This is a genomic window from Bradyrhizobium hipponense, assembly GCF_008123965.1.
Taxonomy (GTDB): domain Bacteria; phylum Pseudomonadota; class Alphaproteobacteria; order Rhizobiales; family Xanthobacteraceae; genus Bradyrhizobium; species Bradyrhizobium hipponense.
Genome location: NZ_VSTH01000034.1, coordinates 23,166 through 40,120 on the forward strand (window position 1 = coordinate 23,166; position 16,955 = coordinate 40,120).

Annotated in this window: 15 protein-coding genes; 8 read left to right on the plus strand and 7 right to left on the minus strand. The window is 63.8% G+C overall.

Going from position 1 to position 16,955, the window contains the following annotated elements; translation table 11 throughout:
- The first annotated feature begins 54 nt into the window (after window positions 1–54).
- Genes FXV83_RS11130 through FXV83_RS11150 form a run of 5 tightly spaced genes read left to right on the plus strand, consistent with a single transcriptional unit; the run spans window position 55 to window position 6,921 of the window.
- Window positions 55–1,347, plus strand: coding sequence for an ABC transporter substrate-binding protein (locus FXV83_RS11130; RefSeq protein WP_148739220.1), 1,293 nt, complete (start codon window positions 55–57; stop codon window positions 1,345–1,347).
- A gap of 35 nt (window positions 1,348–1,382) precedes the next feature.
- The gene (locus FXV83_RS11135) at window positions 1,383–2,423 is read left to right on the plus strand and encodes a carbohydrate ABC transporter permease (protein WP_430648932.1); all 1,041 of its coding nucleotides are present in this window, start codon (window positions 1,383–1,385) and stop codon (window positions 2,421–2,423) included.
- Window positions 2,424–2,433: 10 nt separating this feature from the next.
- A complete protein-coding gene (locus FXV83_RS11140) occupies window positions 2,434–3,489 on the plus strand; it encodes a carbohydrate ABC transporter permease (RefSeq protein WP_148739221.1) in 1,056 nt (351 codons plus the stop codon).
- A 19-nt stretch (window positions 3,490–3,508) separates the two neighbouring features.
- On the plus strand, window positions 3,509–4,588 hold the full coding sequence (locus FXV83_RS11145) for an ABC transporter ATP-binding protein (protein ID WP_148739222.1): 1,080 nt from the start codon (window positions 3,509–3,511) through the stop codon (window positions 4,586–4,588).
- Between the two features lie 20 nt (window positions 4,589–4,608).
- Window positions 4,609–6,921: a TIM-barrel domain-containing protein gene (locus FXV83_RS11150; protein WP_148739223.1), complete on the plus strand. Its 2,313-nt coding sequence runs from the start codon at window positions 4,609–4,611 to the stop codon at window positions 6,919–6,921.
- Window positions 6,922–7,173: 252 nt separating this feature from the next.
- On the opposite strand, the gene FXV83_RS11155 is transcribed toward FXV83_RS11150, so the two are convergent.
- A complete protein-coding gene (locus tag FXV83_RS11155; protein WP_148739224.1) occupies window positions 7,174–8,211 on the minus strand; it encodes a glycosyltransferase family 4 protein in 1,038 nt (345 codons plus the stop codon).
- A 126-nt stretch (window positions 8,212–8,337) separates the two neighbouring features.
- On the opposite strand from FXV83_RS11155, the gene galE reads away from it, so the two are divergent.
- From galE to FXV83_RS11170, 3 genes are all read left to right on the plus strand, one after another.
- Window positions 8,338–9,351: a UDP-glucose 4-epimerase GalE gene (gene galE / locus FXV83_RS11160; protein WP_148739225.1), complete on the plus strand. Its 1,014-nt coding sequence runs from the start codon at window positions 8,338–8,340 to the stop codon at window positions 9,349–9,351.
- A 118-nt stretch (window positions 9,352–9,469) separates the two neighbouring features.
- On the plus strand, window positions 9,470–11,278 hold the full coding sequence (locus FXV83_RS11165; RefSeq protein WP_148739226.1) for an ABC transporter ATP-binding protein: 1,809 nt from the start codon (window positions 9,470–9,472) through the stop codon (window positions 11,276–11,278).
- A 47-nt stretch (window positions 11,279–11,325) separates the two neighbouring features.
- Entirely contained in the window at window positions 11,326–12,027 is a 702-nt protein-coding gene (locus FXV83_RS11170) for a fumarylacetoacetate hydrolase family protein (RefSeq protein ID WP_148739227.1), read from the plus strand.
- An 86-nt stretch (window positions 12,028–12,113) separates the two neighbouring features.
- Here FXV83_RS11170 and FXV83_RS11175 read toward each other — a convergent pair whose 3' ends face one another.
- The 6 genes from FXV83_RS11175 to FXV83_RS11195 all read right to left on the minus strand — a co-directional run bounded on the left by FXV83_RS11175 (window position 12,114) and on the right by FXV83_RS11195 (window position 16,839).
- A complete protein-coding gene (locus FXV83_RS11175) occupies window positions 12,114–12,572 on the minus strand; it encodes a YybH family protein (protein WP_148739228.1) in 459 nt (152 codons plus the stop codon).
- Window positions 12,573–12,596: 24 nt separating this feature from the next.
- Window positions 12,597–13,526: an aspartyl/asparaginyl beta-hydroxylase domain-containing protein gene (locus FXV83_RS11180; RefSeq protein ID WP_148739229.1), complete on the minus strand. Its 930-nt coding sequence runs from the start codon at window positions 13,524–13,526 to the stop codon at window positions 12,597–12,599.
- A 130-nt stretch (window positions 13,527–13,656) separates the two neighbouring features.
- Window positions 13,657–13,812: a hypothetical protein gene (locus FXV83_RS42580; protein ID WP_014493894.1), complete on the minus strand. Its 156-nt coding sequence runs from the start codon at window positions 13,810–13,812 to the stop codon at window positions 13,657–13,659.
- Between the two features lie 171 nt (window positions 13,813–13,983).
- On the minus strand, window positions 13,984–14,625 hold the full coding sequence (locus FXV83_RS11185) for a phasin family protein (RefSeq protein ID WP_235939383.1): 642 nt from the start codon (window positions 14,623–14,625) through the stop codon (window positions 13,984–13,986).
- Window positions 14,594–15,256: a nucleotide-binding protein gene (locus FXV83_RS11190; RefSeq protein ID WP_148739231.1), complete on the minus strand. Its 663-nt coding sequence runs from the start codon at window positions 15,254–15,256 to the stop codon at window positions 14,594–14,596. Before FXV83_RS11190 ends, FXV83_RS11185 begins: the two co-directional genes overlap by 32 nt.
- A 122-nt stretch (window positions 15,257–15,378) precedes the next feature.
- On the minus strand, window positions 15,379–16,839 hold the full coding sequence (locus FXV83_RS11195) for a flavin-containing monooxygenase (protein ID WP_148739232.1): 1,461 nt from the start codon (window positions 16,837–16,839) through the stop codon (window positions 15,379–15,381).
- Window positions 16,840–16,955 lie beyond the last annotated feature (116 nt).

The following is a 16,955-nucleotide window of genomic DNA, read 5'->3' on the forward strand; positions in this document are numbered from 1 at the left end:
TGCCTAATCTCGCGCGGACCCGCTCCGGGGCCGGTGAGTGGAGAGGAAACGACCATGCGTGCCGTCGCGCCCGTTTTCACATCTTTTGTGCTGTCCGTTCTGTCCGCCACCACGTTCTGCGGACTAGCCGCGGCCGAGCCGACCACGCTCCGAATGGCCTGGTACTCGGACGGCAACGAGGGCGAGGTGATGGCTGACCTGCTCAAGCGATTCCACGAGCAGAACAAGGACATCGAAATCGTCCTCGATCAGGTGCCGTTCAAGGCGATCAACGAGACCTTGCCGGTGCAGCTGGCCTCCGGCCAGGCTCCCGACATGGCGCGTGTCGTCGATATGGGCGGTCTATCGCGCTTCGCCCTCGATATGCGTCCCTTTCTCAAGGACCCCGGCTATTGGGAAATGAACTTCGGCCCTTTCCTCGAATGGATGCGGCCTGCCGGCGATACGAAGGCAATCCCGGGCTTCATGACCCAGCTCACCGTCACCGGTCCATTCGTCAACAAGACTCTGTTCGAGCAGGCCGGCGTCGCGATGCCGGGCGAGAAGTCGACCTGGGAGGACTGGGCGAAGGCGGCAAAGCAGGTCGCGGACAAGGTCCAGGCACCGTTTCCGCTGGCGCTCGACCGCTCGGGCCACCGTTACTATGCACTCGCGGTGTCGCAAGGCACGCAGGTGTTCGGGGCGAATGGCGAGCCTGATGTCGTCGACGAAGGCTTCAAACGCGCGGCGCAGCTCGTCTACGACTGGCACAAGTCCGGCGTCATGTCGAAGGAGCTGTGGGGCTCGGTCTCCGGCACGGCCTATCGCGGCGCCAACGACGAATTCAAGAACGCGCAGGTCGTGATGTATCTGTCCGGATCGTGGCAGATCAGTCAGTTCGCCAAGACCATCGACAACGCCTTCGACTGGGTGGCCGTCCCCAATCCCTGTGGGCCGGGCGGGTGCAGCAGCATGCCGGGCGGCGCCGGTCTTGTGGCCTTCAAGACGACCCAGCATCCCAAGGAGGTCGCGCGGGTGATGGAATATCTCGCGAGCGAACCAGTGCTGGCGGAGTTCTACTCGCGCTCGCTGTTCGTGCCCGGCCACCTCGGGCTCGCGAAGAAGGGCGTCGACTATCCGACAGCCAGCCCGGAAGCCGCCGCCGCGCTGAAGGTCTTCACCGCAAGCGCTGCCCAGATTTCCCCGATCGCCTACCGGATCCAGGGCTACAGCAATAGCCGAATCGTCCTGAACGCCGTCATTAGCCGACTCGGGCAGGCGGTCTCGGGCGAGACGACGCTCGAGGACGCCTACAAGCGCATCACCGCCGATGTCGCGCAGCAGATAGCCGAACGCAACAAGAAGTGACGACAACTGGTTCATCGGGCCGGAGGGTCACTGCGATGTCGGGCATCTCGTCCACTACCCGACTTGAGCGCGGCATAGCAACCGGCGCGCTCGCACGGCTCGGACAGGTCGCGGTCCTGCCGGTTGGCGTCGCGTTGCGGCTGCTCGATCCGCCGATGCGATGGATGCAGCGCTTCATCGGTGCGCGTCGCATGGCGTACGTGTTCCTGCTTCCCAACTTCGTCTTCTTCGGCTTGTTCGTGTTCCTGCCGATCGGCATCAACGTCGTGTTCTCGCTGACCGGCGGTACGGCGCTGTTTCCCTCGCAGCGCCCCTATGTCGGCGGCGACCAGTTCGCCTATCTGTTCGACTGCGGCTCCTATCTCGATCCATCGAGCTGCCGCGAGGACCACTTCTGGCGCGGCGTCGCCAATACCGCAAAGTTCGTCGTTTTTCAGGTGACGGCGATGGTGCTGTTTTCGCTCATCACCGCGCTTGTCCTCAACATGAAGATCCGTGGAAGGGGCTTTTTCCGGGCGGTCTATTTCTTTCCCGTGCTGCTGTCGCCCGTGGTGGTCGCGCTGATCTGGAAATGGATCCTGCAGCGCGACGGGCTCCTCAACGCCGCCATCACCACGCTCGGCGGTCAGAAGATCCTGTTCTTCGTCGATCCGGGCTGGGCGATGTTCTGGGCAGTGTTCGTCTCGGTGTGGGCACATATGGGCTTCTACACCTTGATTCTGCTCGCCGGCCTGCAAGCGATTCCCGCCGATCTCTACGAGGCGGCGGAAATGGACGCGACGCCGCGCTGGCGCGTATTGCTACGCATCACGCTGCCGTTGCTGTGGCCGAACATGATCGTCGTCATCGTGCTCGCGCTGATCAAGGGCGCGCAGACCTTCGACGAGGTCTTCGTGCTGACCGGCGGCGGTCCCGGCACCGCGACGCTGATGGTCGTCCAGTACATCTATGAGACCGCGTTCTCGAGCCAGGTGCAGAATTTCGGCCTCGCTGCCGCGGCATCCGTCGTGCTCGGTGTCGTCCTTTTCGTCCTGACGCTCCTGCAATTCGCCGCCGCGCGGCGCAAAGAGGTTTGAGATGCCAACCATGCGCCTTTCAAGCATGCTCGGTCAGCGTCGCAACGGGACCGGACGTCCGCTGCACTGGACCGACATGGTGGCCTACGTCTATCTCGCGCTCGGCGTCGTCCTGATGTTCGGCCCGGTGCTGTGGCTGGTGCTGTCATCGTTCAAGACCCAGAGCGCACTGCTGGAATTTCCCCCGTCGCTGCTGCCGTTCGCACAGGTGGAAGTGACGGTATCAGGTCAGCCACAGAAGCTGCCGCTGTTCCGCGCCAAGCTTCCCGACGGCACGGTCCGCGAACTGGCGCAAGTCCGGCGCATCGGGCTCATTGCCCAGATGGTCGATCCCGCCGATCCCTCGCAACAGTTCCGCGTCGCGATCGACAAACGCGAACCGGTGCGCCACGTGGCGCTTGCGACCGAGAACTACAGCGAGCCGCTGCAGCGCTTCGCCTTCCTGCGCTTCCTGTACAATTCGGTATTCGTGACGGTGATCGCCACGCTGATCACGCTGCTGATCAATTCGATGGCCGCCTATGGGCTCGCTGTCTATCAGTTCCCCGGCAAACAGGCGGCCACCCTGGCGGTGATCGGGACGCTGATGATCCCGGTGACCATCATCCTCGTGCCCGTCTATCTGGTGGTGACCGAACTCGGCCTCACCAACTCGCTTTGGGCGGTGATCCTGCCGGGTGCCGCGACGCCGACGGGCGTCTTCCTGCTCCGGCAATACATGCTGACGTTGCCGAAGGACCTGATCGAGGCTGCGCGCATGGACAAGGCATCCGAGTGGCAGATCTATTGGCGCATCGTCATGCCGTTGACCCTGCCGGCGCTGGCGGTTCTGGCGATCTTCTCGATCATGTGGCGCTGGAACGAATTCCTGTGGCCGCTCGCGGTCCTGACCAAAACCGAGGTCTACACGTTGCAGATTGCGCTCAATGCCTTCCAGGGCGAACTCCAGACCCAGTGGCACTATCTCCTTGCGATGACGGTCGTGACGCTCATTCCCGTCGCGCTCGTCTTTGTATTCCTCCAGCGTTTCATCACGACGGGCATCGGCTCGACGGGAATGAAATGACCGATCGGGGCAATCGACCATGGCTGAACTGAAACTCGCGGGCGCACGCAAATCCTTCGGCACCATCGACGTGCTGCACGGCATCGATCTCGCCGTGAAGGATGGCGAATTCGTCGTCTTCGTCGGGCCGTCCGGTTGCGGAAAGTCGACGCTGCTGCGCGTCATCGCCGGCCTCGAGAACGTAACCAGCGGCGAGGTCCATATCGATGGCGAGCGCGTCACCCATCTGCCGGCCTCCGAGCGCGGGCTCGCCATGGTGTTCCAGTCCTATGCGCTTTATCCGCACATGAGCGTGCGCAAGAACATGGCCTTTGCGCTCGAGAACATGGGGCTGAAGCCTGCGGAGATCGAGGAACGGGTTGAGCGCGCCGCCGCCATGCTGCGGCTCACGGACTATCTCGACCGCAAACCCAAGGCGCTCTCCGGCGGACAGCGCCAGCGCGTCGCCATCGGCCGGGCCATCGTGCGCGATCCGAAGATCTTTCTGTTCGATGAGCCGCTGTCGAACCTCGACGCGGAGCTCCGCGTCGCGACGCGCAAGGAACTTGCCGCGCTGCATGCCAAGCTGGGCGGCACAATGATCTATGTCACCCACGATCAGGTCGAAGCCATGACGCTTGCCGACCGGATCGTGGTGCTAAAAGCCGGCCGGATCGAGCAGATCGGCACGCCCCTCGAACTCTACAATCACCCCTCGAACGCCTTCGTTGCCGGCTTCATCGGTTCGCCCCGGATGAACTTCCTGCCGGCTGTGGTGGTTTCCGACGACGGCATGCTCCGCCTCACGGTCGGCGAACGTGAAGTCGCGCTGCCCCGCGCGGCTTCCGGCCTCGCGGCCGGCACGGCCGTGACGCTCGGCATCCGCCCCGAGCATATCGACGTCACGCCCGACACGGGCATGCTCACAGCAACTGTCGACCTCGTCGAACGGCTTGGCGGTGAGACCTTCATCTATGCCTCGGCCCTCGGCCTGCCGCAGATCACGCTGCGACAGGATGGCCAGTCACAGCTCTACCGCGGCGATGCGGTCGCGATCCGCTTCGCCGCCGACCACCTGCACATCTTCGACGCAACCGGCGCAGCCCTCGCCCGGCCCTGATCGAACCGGAGCCTGATTTCATGAAAGCCCTGACCCACGGCCGCTTCCGCGGTCTCGACGGCCACGCCGCGCTGTTCGACCTCGCGACCGAACCGGCGGCGGCTCCGCTCGCGACGCTGCGCGTCGCGATTCTGGAGAGCGACATCGGCCGCGTCACCCTGCGCCGGCAGGATGGCTATCGCCTCGACCGCGGCTGGGCGATCGCGCCTGATCGCGCCGAGCCGCCGTTCGAGGGACGGCTACGCGACGATTTCTCCGGCTTTGCCAATCCGGCTTCGACGGTGTCGGAGGCCGGCGGCATCGTCACGCTCGCCGCCGCGGGTCTCAGCGCGCAAGTGCGGCTTAATCCGTTCGGCATCGCCTGGTACCGCTACGGCGAGGACCGGCCATTGCTGCGCGACCGCCCGACCCAAGCTTATTTCCTGTCGCGCAAGACCGGTACGTTGCTGCACGCGATGGAACGGCACGACGACGAACGTCATTACGGCCTCGGAGATAAGGCCGGTCCGCTCGATCGCACTGGCCGGCGCTTCGCGATCGATGCCGTCGACCCTTGCGGCTTCGATGCCGAGCTTTCCGATCCGCTGTACAAGATGCTGCCGTTCTTCATCGTTGATGGCCCACGCGGCGCGCACGGCATCTTCTACGACAATCTCGCCCTCGGCTCGGTTGATCTCGGCTGCACGATCGACAATTACCATGGGCTGTTCCGCAGCTATCGCGCCGAGGACGGCGACCTCGACTATTACGTGCTCGCCGGCCCGACCGTGCCAGAAGTAACGTGCCGGTTTTCCTGGCTGACCGGCGGACAGGCCTTTGCGCCCCGCTGGACGCTTGGCTTCGCGATGACGACCATGACGATTGCCGACGCGCCGGATGCGGACGTGCGCATCACCGGCTTCATCGAGGATTGCAGACGCCACGGCATTCGTTGCGACAGCTTTCATTTCGGCTCGGGTTACACCTCGATCGGCGAGCGTCGCTACGTCTTCAACTGGAACCGCGACAAGTTCCCGGATCCATCGGCGACGATGGCGCGGCTCAAGGCGGCCGGCATGCAGCCGGTCACCAACATCAAGCCCTGCCTGCTCGACGATCACCCACGGCTCGCTGAAGCCAGGGCGAACGGCATTCTGGTTGCTGACGGCGAGACCGGCGATCCGGCGGTCGCGCAGTTCTGGGATGGCCTCGGCTTCCATGTCGACTTCACCAACCCGAAGGGCCGGCAGTGGTGGGCTGACGGCATCCGCGACGCGCTGCTCGCCTATGGGGTAACGGCGGTGTGGAGCGACAACAACGAATATGAAATTTGGGACGAGGATGCGGTCTGCGACGGCGACGGTCGGCCGTTTCCGCAAGGACTCGCCCGTCCCGCGCAGGCACTCTTGATGCACAAGCTCGCCTTTGAGACGCAGGCCGCACAGGCACCGGACAAACGCCCCTATACCATCACGCGCGCCGGCAGCGCCGGCATCGCCCGCTACGGCCAGACCTGGAGCGGCGACAACGAAACCGCCTGGAAGACGCTGCGCTACAACCTGACCCAGGGCCTCAACATGAGCCTGTCGGGGCTTTACAACATCGGCCACGACGTCGGTGGCTTCCACGGCCCATCGCCTGGACCGGAACTGCTCTGTCGTTTTGTCGAGTTCTGCGCGCTGTGGCCGCGCATGGTGATGAATTCCTGGAAGACGAACGGCATCGTCAACACGCCCTGGATGCATCCGGGCGTACTTCCCCAGGTCCGATCCGCCATGAACCTGCGTCACAGCCTCATCCCTTATCTCTACACCCAGATGTGGCGTGCGGCGGCCGAAGACGTGCCGGCGGTGCGCCCGCTATTGTGGGATTTCGCGTCCGACGCGACCGGCGGAGCCGTCGAGGATGCTTTCATGCTTGGCCCCGATCTCCTCGTCGCTCCGGTGCTGGAAGAGGGAGCGACGACGCGCGAAGTCTATCTGCCCGCCCATCCCGGTGGCTGGTACGACTGGCATGACGGGACGCCATTCGAGGGCGGGCGAACCGTCACTGTCGCAGCGCCTCTGGGCCGGCTACCGCTCTTCGCACGCGCGGGCGCGATCGTTCCGATCGAAGACAAGGAGGGGCTGACGGCGGTCGCGTTCGGAGCCCCCGATCATGGTGGCTTCGGCCTTGTCTATGTCGACGATGGCGAGACGGCGGACTGGCGCAAGATAGGCACGACCATTGAATTCCGCCTCCGCCGCGACGATGCCGGCTTCGTTCTCGATGTCAGCGGAGGAGAACTGGCGGCACCAATCCGCGTCCACGGCGTCGGTGTGCCGAATCTGCGTTTTGCCGGAACGGAAGAGTGAGCTGTCGCCAACAGGCACGCTTATACCGAACTGTTCTGCTCACCCATGAACCCCACCGCAACCACCGCTGGAATACGCGGCTAACGACTTTTGCGATGATGAACGTCTCGAGGTGTTTTGCCCGACGAGTCAAACGCATTTCGCAAAATCAGCAAATTGCTATACTGGCAGCCAAGCCATTGATTTTGCTGTCACCGGCTACTGTGCATGGGGTTGTTCTCGCGTTTTGGTCTTGACCATGAACGCGCACGTTCAGAGCAGCGGACGATAGACGTCGCCGATCCGCACCGCTTCGGCATCGAGGCTGAACTTCGCAAGCACACGGGCGCGGCCACGCTCGCCCATTGCGGTCGCCGCGGCCACGTCGCGCATCAGCGGCTCCAACGCGGCGACTAGCGCATCGGCATCTGCCGGCGGCATCAGCACGCCAGTGACGCCGTCCTCGACCACCAGTTGGGCCGCGCCGGCGCGCGCGGCGACCAGTGCGCTGCCCGCCGCCATCGCCTCGATCAGCGTCAGGCCGAAACCTTCATTGCGCGAGGTGAAGGCGTAGATGGTCAGCCGCTGGTACCAGCGCTGCACCTCATCGATCGGCAGCTCCCCGGTGATAACGATGCGCGATTGCAGGCCGGCGGCCTCGATCCGCCGCTTCAGATCGTTGGCAAAGGACGTCTGCTCCGCCGTGACCTGGCCGATGATGACGGCGCTGAAATCCGGATAGCGCGGCAACAGCATGCACATCGCATCGACGAACACGTCTGTGCCCTTCTGCGCGCGCACGCGGCCGAAGCAGCCGATCGCGTAGCGGCCCGGCAGGCCGCTTTCCGCAAAGGCCGCCGCGCGATCCTGCGGCGGCGCATAGACGTCGGTGTCGACGCCATGCGGGATCACGGTCGCCTTCACCTTCAGGAACGACGCGGAGATGTCGGAGGTCGCGATGATCGCGTCCATGCGCCGGATCAGCCAGCGGGTGATCCAGCTGTGATGCCGCTGCGCCGCCGAGGTGAAGACGAGCTTGAGCGGCCAGCCGAGCGCGCGCAGCGCGACGCCCGCAATCATCTCGTTGTTGCGGCGCGCGTGCCAGATCAGCGGCGTGCGGCGGCGCCATAATTTCAGGACATCGGCAATGCCGATGCGCGCAATCCCCTCCGGCGCGTCCGAGCCGAACCAGCCGGCGCGGAACAGCTTCGCCAGCCGCGGCGCCACCATCCGGTTGGTCGCGGTGACCCCGGAATAGCGCCTGTGCAGATTTGGCACGATCACCTGCAGATCGCCCGGGGTATTCGCCACGTCATGCTCCGTTTCGAAAAGGTCCTATACGCAACATTAAGCATAGTGGCCAGTTCAGCCGCGCCGAAACCCCCTCTTCACCGCATAAACGTTACCTTCATGCGTTGATCGAAGACGGGTGAGATCATGACTGTGCTTGTCACCGGCGGCGCCGGCTATATCGGAAGTCACACGGTCCTGGCGCTGGCGGAAGCCGGCGAGGACGTCGTCGTGATCGACGATCTCTCCACGGGTTTCTCCGCCTACCTGCCTGAGGGCGTGCCGCTGTTCATCGGCGATGCCGGCGACGAGAACCTGCTCGAAGGCGTGATCGCCCAGCACAACATCGAGAGCATCATCCATTTCGCGGGCTCGGTCGTCGTGCCGGAGTCGATGCGCGATCCGCTCGGCTACTACCGCAACAACTTCACCACCGCGCGCAACCTGCTCAACGTCGCGGTCAAGCGCGGCATTGGCCGCTTCATCTTCTCCTCGACCGCCGCCGTCTACGGCAATCCGGACCAGGTGCCGGTGCCCGAGCACGCGCCGACGCGGCCGCTGTCGCCTTACGGCTCGTCGAAGCTGATGACAGAGATCATGCTGCACGACGTTGCTTCCGCCTACGGCATGCAATATGTGAGCTTGCGCTATTTCAACGTCGCCGGCGCCGATCCGCAGGCGCGGATCGGGCTCGCTACTGTCGGCGCCACCCATCTGCTCAAGATCGCGGTCGAGGCCGCGACCGGTCAGCGCGCCAAGATCGACGTGTTCGGCACCGACTATCCGACCCCGGACGGCAGCTGCATCCGCGACTTCATCCACGTCACGGACCTTTCGCAGGCGCATCGCTCGGCGCTGTCGTATTTGCGCGGCGGCGGCGCCTCGACGACGCTGAATTGCGGTTATGGCCGCGGTTATTCGGTGCTGGAGACCATCGACGCGGTGCGGCGGGTTTCCGGGCGCAGCTTCGCCGTGCAATACGCCCCGCGCCGGCCCGGCGACATCATGACCATGGTCGCCGACACCGGCCGCATCCGCAGCCTGCTCGACTGGAAACCGCAATACGACGACCTCGAGACCATCGCAGGTCACGCGCTGGCCTGGGAGGACAAGCTGTTCCGCGAGCATCATGGCGAGCTCCGCCACGCCGCCTCGGCCTAGAATCCATCCAGGCGCAAGCCCTTAATTGGGCTTGAAAAGCGTAGCTTTAGCGGGCACAGAGGCCGTTCGATCCCTGACGCGCGGGCAGGCTTTTTCCTGTGCCGTCAATGGACTGCGGATGGCCCAGTTTCCAAAGAAAATCACCGACGATCCCTATGCGGCAGCGGTCCTGATTCGCCGCCTGGTCACGGAACAGGGCGTCATCTATTGGCGGCGCTACCTGGTCGCCTTCGCGCTGATGGCGCTTGCCGCAGGCTCGACCGCGGGCGCGACCTACGTGCTCGGTCAGGTCATCAACCAGGCCTATGTCGACAAGAACATCCCGGGCATCGCGATGTTCTCGGGCGTGACAGTAATCCTTCTGTTCATCAAGGGCGTGGCGACCTACGGCCACATGGTGATCCTGACCAAGATCAGCAACGCGATCCTTGCCACTAATCAGCGGCAATTGTTCGCTAAGTTGATGCGCGAGAACGTCGGCTTCTTCTCCGAGCGGCACTCATCGGAATTTCTGGCGCGGCTGACGGCCGGCGCAAAGTCCATCACCGACGTCCTCAACATGCTGGTCAACGCCGTCGGGCGCGACCTCATGATGCTGCTCGCCATGATCGGCGTGATGGTGTGGCAGGATCCGCTGATGTCGTTCATCGGCCTCGTCGCGGTACCGCCGGCGATGCTGGTACTGCGCAAGCTGGTCAAGCGCATCAAGGGTCTCGCCTTCAACCAGTTCACCGGCACTGCCGACATTATGGAAACGATGCAGGAATCGCTGCAGGGCATCCGCACCGTCAAGGCCTTCACGCTCGAAGAGACGATGCAGAAGCGCATCGACGAGAACATCGCAATCGTCGAGCGCAACGCCAACAAGATGGCCCGAGTCGCCAACCGCTCCAACCCGCTGATGGAAATGCTCGGCGGCTTCGCGGTCGCCGGCTGCCTGCTCTATGGCGGTTACAGCGTGGTTGCACTCAACGCCACGCCCGGCGCATTCTTCTCCTTCATGACCGCGTTCCTGATGGCGACCGAGCCGGCCAAGCGGCTGGCGCGGCTCAACATCGACCTGAACAGCCAGCTCGTCGGCGCGCGCATGCTGCTCGAAGTGGTCGACAGCCCGGCCAGCGAGCAATCCGACGATGACAAGCCGGCACTGAAGCTGTCCGATGCCCGCATCGAGCTGCGCGACGTCAGCTTCTCCTATCGGACCGGCGAGACCGTGCTCAACCGCATGAGCTTCGTCGCCGAGCCCGGCAAGGTCACCGCGCTGGTCGGCCCCTCCGGCGGCGGCAAGTCGACGGTGCTGGCGCTGCTCTTGCGCTTCTACGAGGTGACGCAGGGCGACATCGTGATCGACGGCCAGTCAATCGGCTCGATCTCGCGAAAGTCGCTGCGGGCGCAGACCGCCTATGTCGGCCAGGACGTCTATCTGTTCCGCGACACCATCCGCAACAATATCGCCTTCGGCAGGCCGGGCGCGACCGAAGACCAAATCATCGATGCCGCGAAGGCGGCCTGCGCGCATGATTTCATCATGAGCTTTCCGCTCGGCTACGATACGCCGGTCGGCGAGCACGGCACCCAAGTGTCGGGCGGCCAGCGCCAGCGCATCGCGGTCGCGCGCGCGCTGCTCAAGAACGCGCCGATCATCCTGCTCGATGAGGCCACCGCGGCGCTCGATTCCGAGTCCGAGAAGCAGGTGCAGGAGGCGATCGAGCATCTCTGCCGGAACCGCACCACTATCGTGATCGCCCATCGCCTGCACACCATCATGCACGCGGATGCGATCCTGGTGGTCGAGGGCGGCGAAATCGTCGAGCAGGGCCGGCACGACGACTTGCTCCGCCGCTCGGGCCGCTACGCCTCGTTCTTCCGACTGCAACATCACGACACCAGCCCCTTGGGGCTGGCGCCGATCGGTGCAACCGCCTAGCATTCCTCTCACCGCAAGAGTCACCCCAAGAGCAGCGAGATCGCTTCATGAACGCCGCCTCCTACGTCGTCCCGCTTCCGCCGCAACCATCGCTTCCCGTCGTCGGAGAGTCCGGCCGCTATCCGGTGCGCCGCATCTGGTGCGTCGGCCGCAACTATCTCGAGCACATCCGCGAGATGGGCAATGACGAGCGCGCGCCGCCGTTCTTCTTCGCCAAGCACGCCGACATGCTGGTGCCCGATGGCACGACCATTCCCTATCCGCCGCTGACCAAGGATCTACATCATGAGGTCGAGCTGATCGTCGCGATGAAGAGCGGCGGCCTGAACATTCCGGCCGACAAGGCGCTCGACCACGTCTACGGCTATGCCGTGGGCATCGATCTCACCCGCCGCGATCTTCAGCTTGCTTCGCGCAAGAAGGAGCGTCCCTGGGAGATCGGCAAGTCGTTCGATTATTCCGCGCCCTGCTCCGCGGTGCAGCCGGCCGCGAAGATCGGCCATCCCGCCAAGGGCAAAATCTGGCTCACGGTCAACGGCAAGGAAGCGCAGAAGGGCGACCTCACCGAGCTGATCTGGAACGTGCCGGAGATCATCTGGCAGCTTTCGCAGCAGGTGAAGCTCGCCGCCGGCGACATCATCATGACCGGCACGCCGGCCGGCGTGTCGCAGCTCCAGCCGGGCGACAAGCTCGAATGCGGCGTCGACGGCGTCGGCGCGCTGAGGGTCTCGATCGGCCAGCCGGAATAGGCTGCACAACGTTTTTCAAATCGAAAGGCCCCGGACCTGTCCGGGGCCTTTTTCTGTTCCGATGGCGTGGACATGCCGGCTTCTATCTACCAGGCCTTCACCGGTCGATCGGCGTGGCTTGCCTGCGGCACACCACGGTTGAGCGACATATGGGAATGCACACACAGCCAGCCGTTAGCATCCCTGGCAAACACCATCGTTGCCCGTCCGGGACGTGGAAACGGACTGCCGTCGGGATGGTAGCCGGTGCTCGTCCACGGCGCGATTACGGTCGCCATCGCGCCGTCGGGAGATGCCAGAATCGCGGTCTGCTCAAGGACGAAACGGAAGTCGGCCGTCTTTGGCCAGACGTTATCCCATTGCGTCGTGACCCATTGGTCCAGGCCGGGGATGACATCGCTATGCGTGCCGAAGGCAAGCACATCGGGATGGAAGAGCGGCCTCGCCGAGGCGTAGTCGACATCGCGCACGAAGCCTGCAAATGTCTCCAGCCATTGGTGGAAGAACTGCGTTATCTCCGCGCTCGCGGTCGGCAAGGGGGCCATGGCCTGCTCCAGTGACTGCGGCGATCACCGCAGTGCCGACATGACGATCAGACCGAGGATCAGCGTCGTCAGCGAATATTTGAGGGTGTAGTAGACGTTGCGGTTCCAATCCTTGACCTTGCGGCTCGCGAGGTGGATCTCGTAGAGCTTGCCGAACACCTTGTTGAGCACGCCAACGCTCTCGCCATCGACGTTCTGGGTGGCCGACGCCTTGACGATGTGATGGCTGACCCAGCGGTTGATCGCGGTCATGAAGCCGTATTTCATCGGACGCTCGACGTCGCAGAACAGAATGATGCGGTTGACGTCAGTCGCATTCTCAGCGCTGTGGATGAAGGTCTCGTCGAACATGAAGGCCTCGCCGTCGCGCCAGACGCATTCGACGCCGTCGACCAGGATGCGGCACTTGTTCGAGTTCGGCGTGACGAGACCGAGGTGGTAGCGCAGCGAGCCAGCGAAGGGATCGCGGTGCGCCCCTAACTTGCCGCCCGGCGGCAGCATCGCGAACATCGCGCCATGCACGCTCGGAATCGAATTCAACAGCTCCACCGTCTTCGGGCACAGCGTCCGTGCCGAGGGCAGGAAGTCGTCGTACCATTTCAGGTAAAAGCGCTTCCAGCCGCTCTTGAAGAAGGAGTAGAAGCCCCAGTCGTTGTTCTTCGCAGCGGCGCGGATAAAGCCCTCGTCGAACAGGCGAATGGCCTCGTCGCGAATTGTTTCCCAATTGTCGCCGAGCGGCTTGAGCTCGGGAAACTGATCGACCGAGATCACCGGCCTGTTCGGCACGGCCGAGCCCGCATACATCAGCACGTTGTAGGGCGCGAGATAGGTCGAGTGGTCGCCGAGCTGGCGCGCGAAACGCAGCCGCTGCTTGCCTCGGAAGTGAACGTAAATCGTCGATGCCGCAAGCACATAGAGCACGACAAGTTGCGGCGCAAAAAGCTGTTTCAACATCTCCCGTTCCCCAGTGACACAGCTGGGGACGTCCTCTACCCCGGCCCGGCCCGAGCGGCAAGATATTGACCGCTAGGTTGCAATCACTCTGCAGAGAGACCAGAGATGAAACAGACCGAAACGAACCGAATCACGCCCGCGACAACGCCTGGAGCCCCTTGAAGGTCAGACGCTTGGGGTCGGTGACGCCGGCGAGATAGAGCCGGCGAATGAAGGCGATGACGGCGTCGCGGTCGCAATCGGTCAGCGCGACGACGGCGTCGACCGCGATCTTCTGGGCTTCCATTGGGCTCACCTCGGCCTTGCGACTACCCGGCCGAGATAGGCTAGGACTTACCGGTTAATCCCGCGTTAACCGTTCGGGCAGCATGGCCGATTCAGCCGGAGGGCCGTATACGCGAAACAACGCATGGCCGGCCCGCGCAGATTCCGGGCGCAACCGCGTCGGCGACCGGCGCTACCTGGCACCGGGCTTTGCGATGTTCTGAGCAAGCGATTTTAGCAACTCGGTTTGCTTCAGGACCAGCTCGCATTGCTTTCGCGCATGCGCGCTCGACAGCTCAACCAAGTCCGCAAACGTTGTCGCACGGCCCAACTCCCGCGCATACTCCAGCGTAGCGCCCGCATTGACTTTCATCAGTTCGAGCACGACGGTGCGACACTCGGCTGCCGTTCCAATCGCCTCGATGAGGTGGCTTTCCGCGGCGGCGACGCCCTCGACCTCCGGTGCCCCACCGGCTAGCCGTGGCTTGGCCAGGTCCTTGGCATAATCCAGCGCAACGTGAGCACCAGCCTTCATGCCCTCCAAGGCACGAGCCTGACAGTCCTTGGCCATGTCCAGGATAAGATCGGCGGTGGTGCTGCCCGGAGGCTCAATCGTTGCAGCGATGACGCTGGCGGCTTCTTGTGTCGGCACCGTCGTCGAAGCAGGCGCTGCTTGCGCGATCTGCGGCGCATCCTGACGGTCGACGGTGACCGAGCCCGGGGGCATCGCCAAGCCCTCGTCGACGGCGCGGCTCACCTCCGCGGTCAGGGCCACCAGCGAACGACGCCTGGCGCGTGCAATGTCAGCAGGCTGTCTTGAGCGCGGCTTGCCCATGATCATTCGACTCCATGATAAGGCGTTCCGAGATCCAACCCCACAGGGCCACGATTTCCTCCGAAGCTTTTCCCTCCGGCGCGAACTCGGTCACGCCCAGCCCTGCCCCCAGCGCATCCTGGTGGTCGTTGCGCTGCCCAATGAAGGGGAGCGCAAGCAAGCCGAGCGAGTTGAGCGAGGTGGCCGCTTCGCTCAGCCGGCAACCCCGTGTGGGCGTCTGATTGAGGATGAAGCCAAACCGGCGATCGAGCCTGCGAATAGCGATCAGCGTAGGTATTGCGGCTTCGATATCGGCCGGGCTCGGACGAGCCGGGATGAGGCAAAGATCGGCACTGGCAATGGCGCGCGCCGCCAAGGCATTGTCCGTGGCGGCGGTGTCGATGATCGCGAGCCAGACCCCTTCGGCCTCGAGGCGAGATAAGATCTGCTCGATTTCAGCAGGTTCGTCGACGCGCTCGACGCGCGGGTGAAGATTTTCGCGGCGCTCTCTCCATTTCGAGATCGTGCCTTGGGCGTCCGCCTCGACAAGCGCGACACGCTCTCCGCGCGCCATGGCGGCCACTGCCAGCCCAACAGCCAGCGTACTCTTGCCGCTTCCGCCTTTTTGCGTGACCAGAGCAACGACGTGCATGTTCCGCGCTCCCCTCAATGTCAGCGACGCGGAACTCAGACGCTGCATGCAACGCAAAAACACTACTTCAAGTCGCGATTCACCTCAAGGGGTCAACGGCCCCTTCCGGCAACATACGGAGATCAGGAATACCGCATCACGCCATCGTCAATCCGGCCGAAACGCAGCGAGACGATGTCGAGAGCGTAGTTCTGGTGGAGACGCCACGGCCGCTTCGAACCTTGTTTCGGCATCTTCGCGATCGAGCGCTGCACGTAACCAGAGGTGAAATCGAGCGAGGGTTGCGCCGATATCGTCGGATCATCATTGTGGGGCATGCACTGGCGAAAATTGTGCCGGTCCATGTAGTTGATCAGCCGGCAGACATATTCGCAGGTGAGATCGCATTTCAAAGTCCAGGACGCATTGGTGTAGCCGAGCGCCGAAGCCATGTTCGGCACGTCGGCATACATCATGCCCTTGTAGGTCAGCGTGCTGGCGAAATTGACGGTGCGGCCGTCGACGCTCACATTGAGCCCGCCCACGGCCTGGAGCACGAGCCCCGTTGCCGTCACGATGATGTCGGCGGCGAGCTCGCTGCCGTCCTTGAGGCGGATGCCGTCGCGCGTAAACGAGTCGATCTCGCTGGTGACGACGGCGGCGCGCTGCTCGCGGATCGCCTTGAACAAATCACCGTCCGGCACCAGGCACAGCCGCTGATCCCATGGATTGTAGCGCGGAGTAAAATGAGTGGCGACATCGTAGCCGGAGCCGAGCGCGCTTCTCACGCCATTGAGGATGAGCTCCTTTACCTTGGCGGGGCGGCGCCGGCTGAGCTGGAAGAAGAACATCCCCCACATGACGTTGCGCCAGCGGATCAGGTGATAGGCCAGCCGTGTCGGCAGATTGCGGCGCAATTTGTTGGCGACGGGATCCCGCGCGGGGCGCGACACCACATAGGTCGGCGAACGCTGCAGCATGGTGACCTGCGCCGCCGTCCGGGCAAGCTCCGGCACCAGCGTGACCGCGGTCGCGCCCGAGCCGATCACGACGACGCGCTTGCCCGCGTAGTCGATATCCTCGGTCCATTTCTGCGGATGCACGATGCGGCCGGCGAAATCCGCCACCCCCTTGAACTCCGGCGTATAGCCCGCCTCGTATTTGTAATAGCCTGAGCACATGAACAGGAAATTGCAGGTGAAGCGCACGGTCTCGGTCGCGCCCTCACTCTTGGTGCGCTCGGCCTCGACGGTCCAACGCGCCTCACTCGTCGACCACGACGCGCGCTTGACGCGATGGTGGAAGCGGATGCGCTTGTCGATGCGGTTCTCGGCCGCGGTCTCGCGCACGTAGTCGAGGATTTGCAAGCCGTCGGCGATCGCCTTCGGGTCGGTCCACGGCTTGAAGGAATAGCCGAGCGTGAACATGTCGCTGTCGGAGCGGACGCCGGGATAGCGGAACAGGTCCCAGGTCCCGCCGATGCAGTCGCGGCCCTCCAGGATGACGTAGCTCTTTGTCGGGCACTTCGTCTGAAGATGATAGCCCGCGCCGATGCCGGACAGCCCGGCTCCGACGATGAGGACGTCGACATGTTCTTGTGGCACGGTTTCCTCAGCCGACCACAATTGTCCGCCTGCGGGTGCGGCCCGTCAACCAGCAAAGGGCTCGGACACAACCGGAACGAAACGCACGCCATTCTCAAATCGGGATAGGGGGCAGC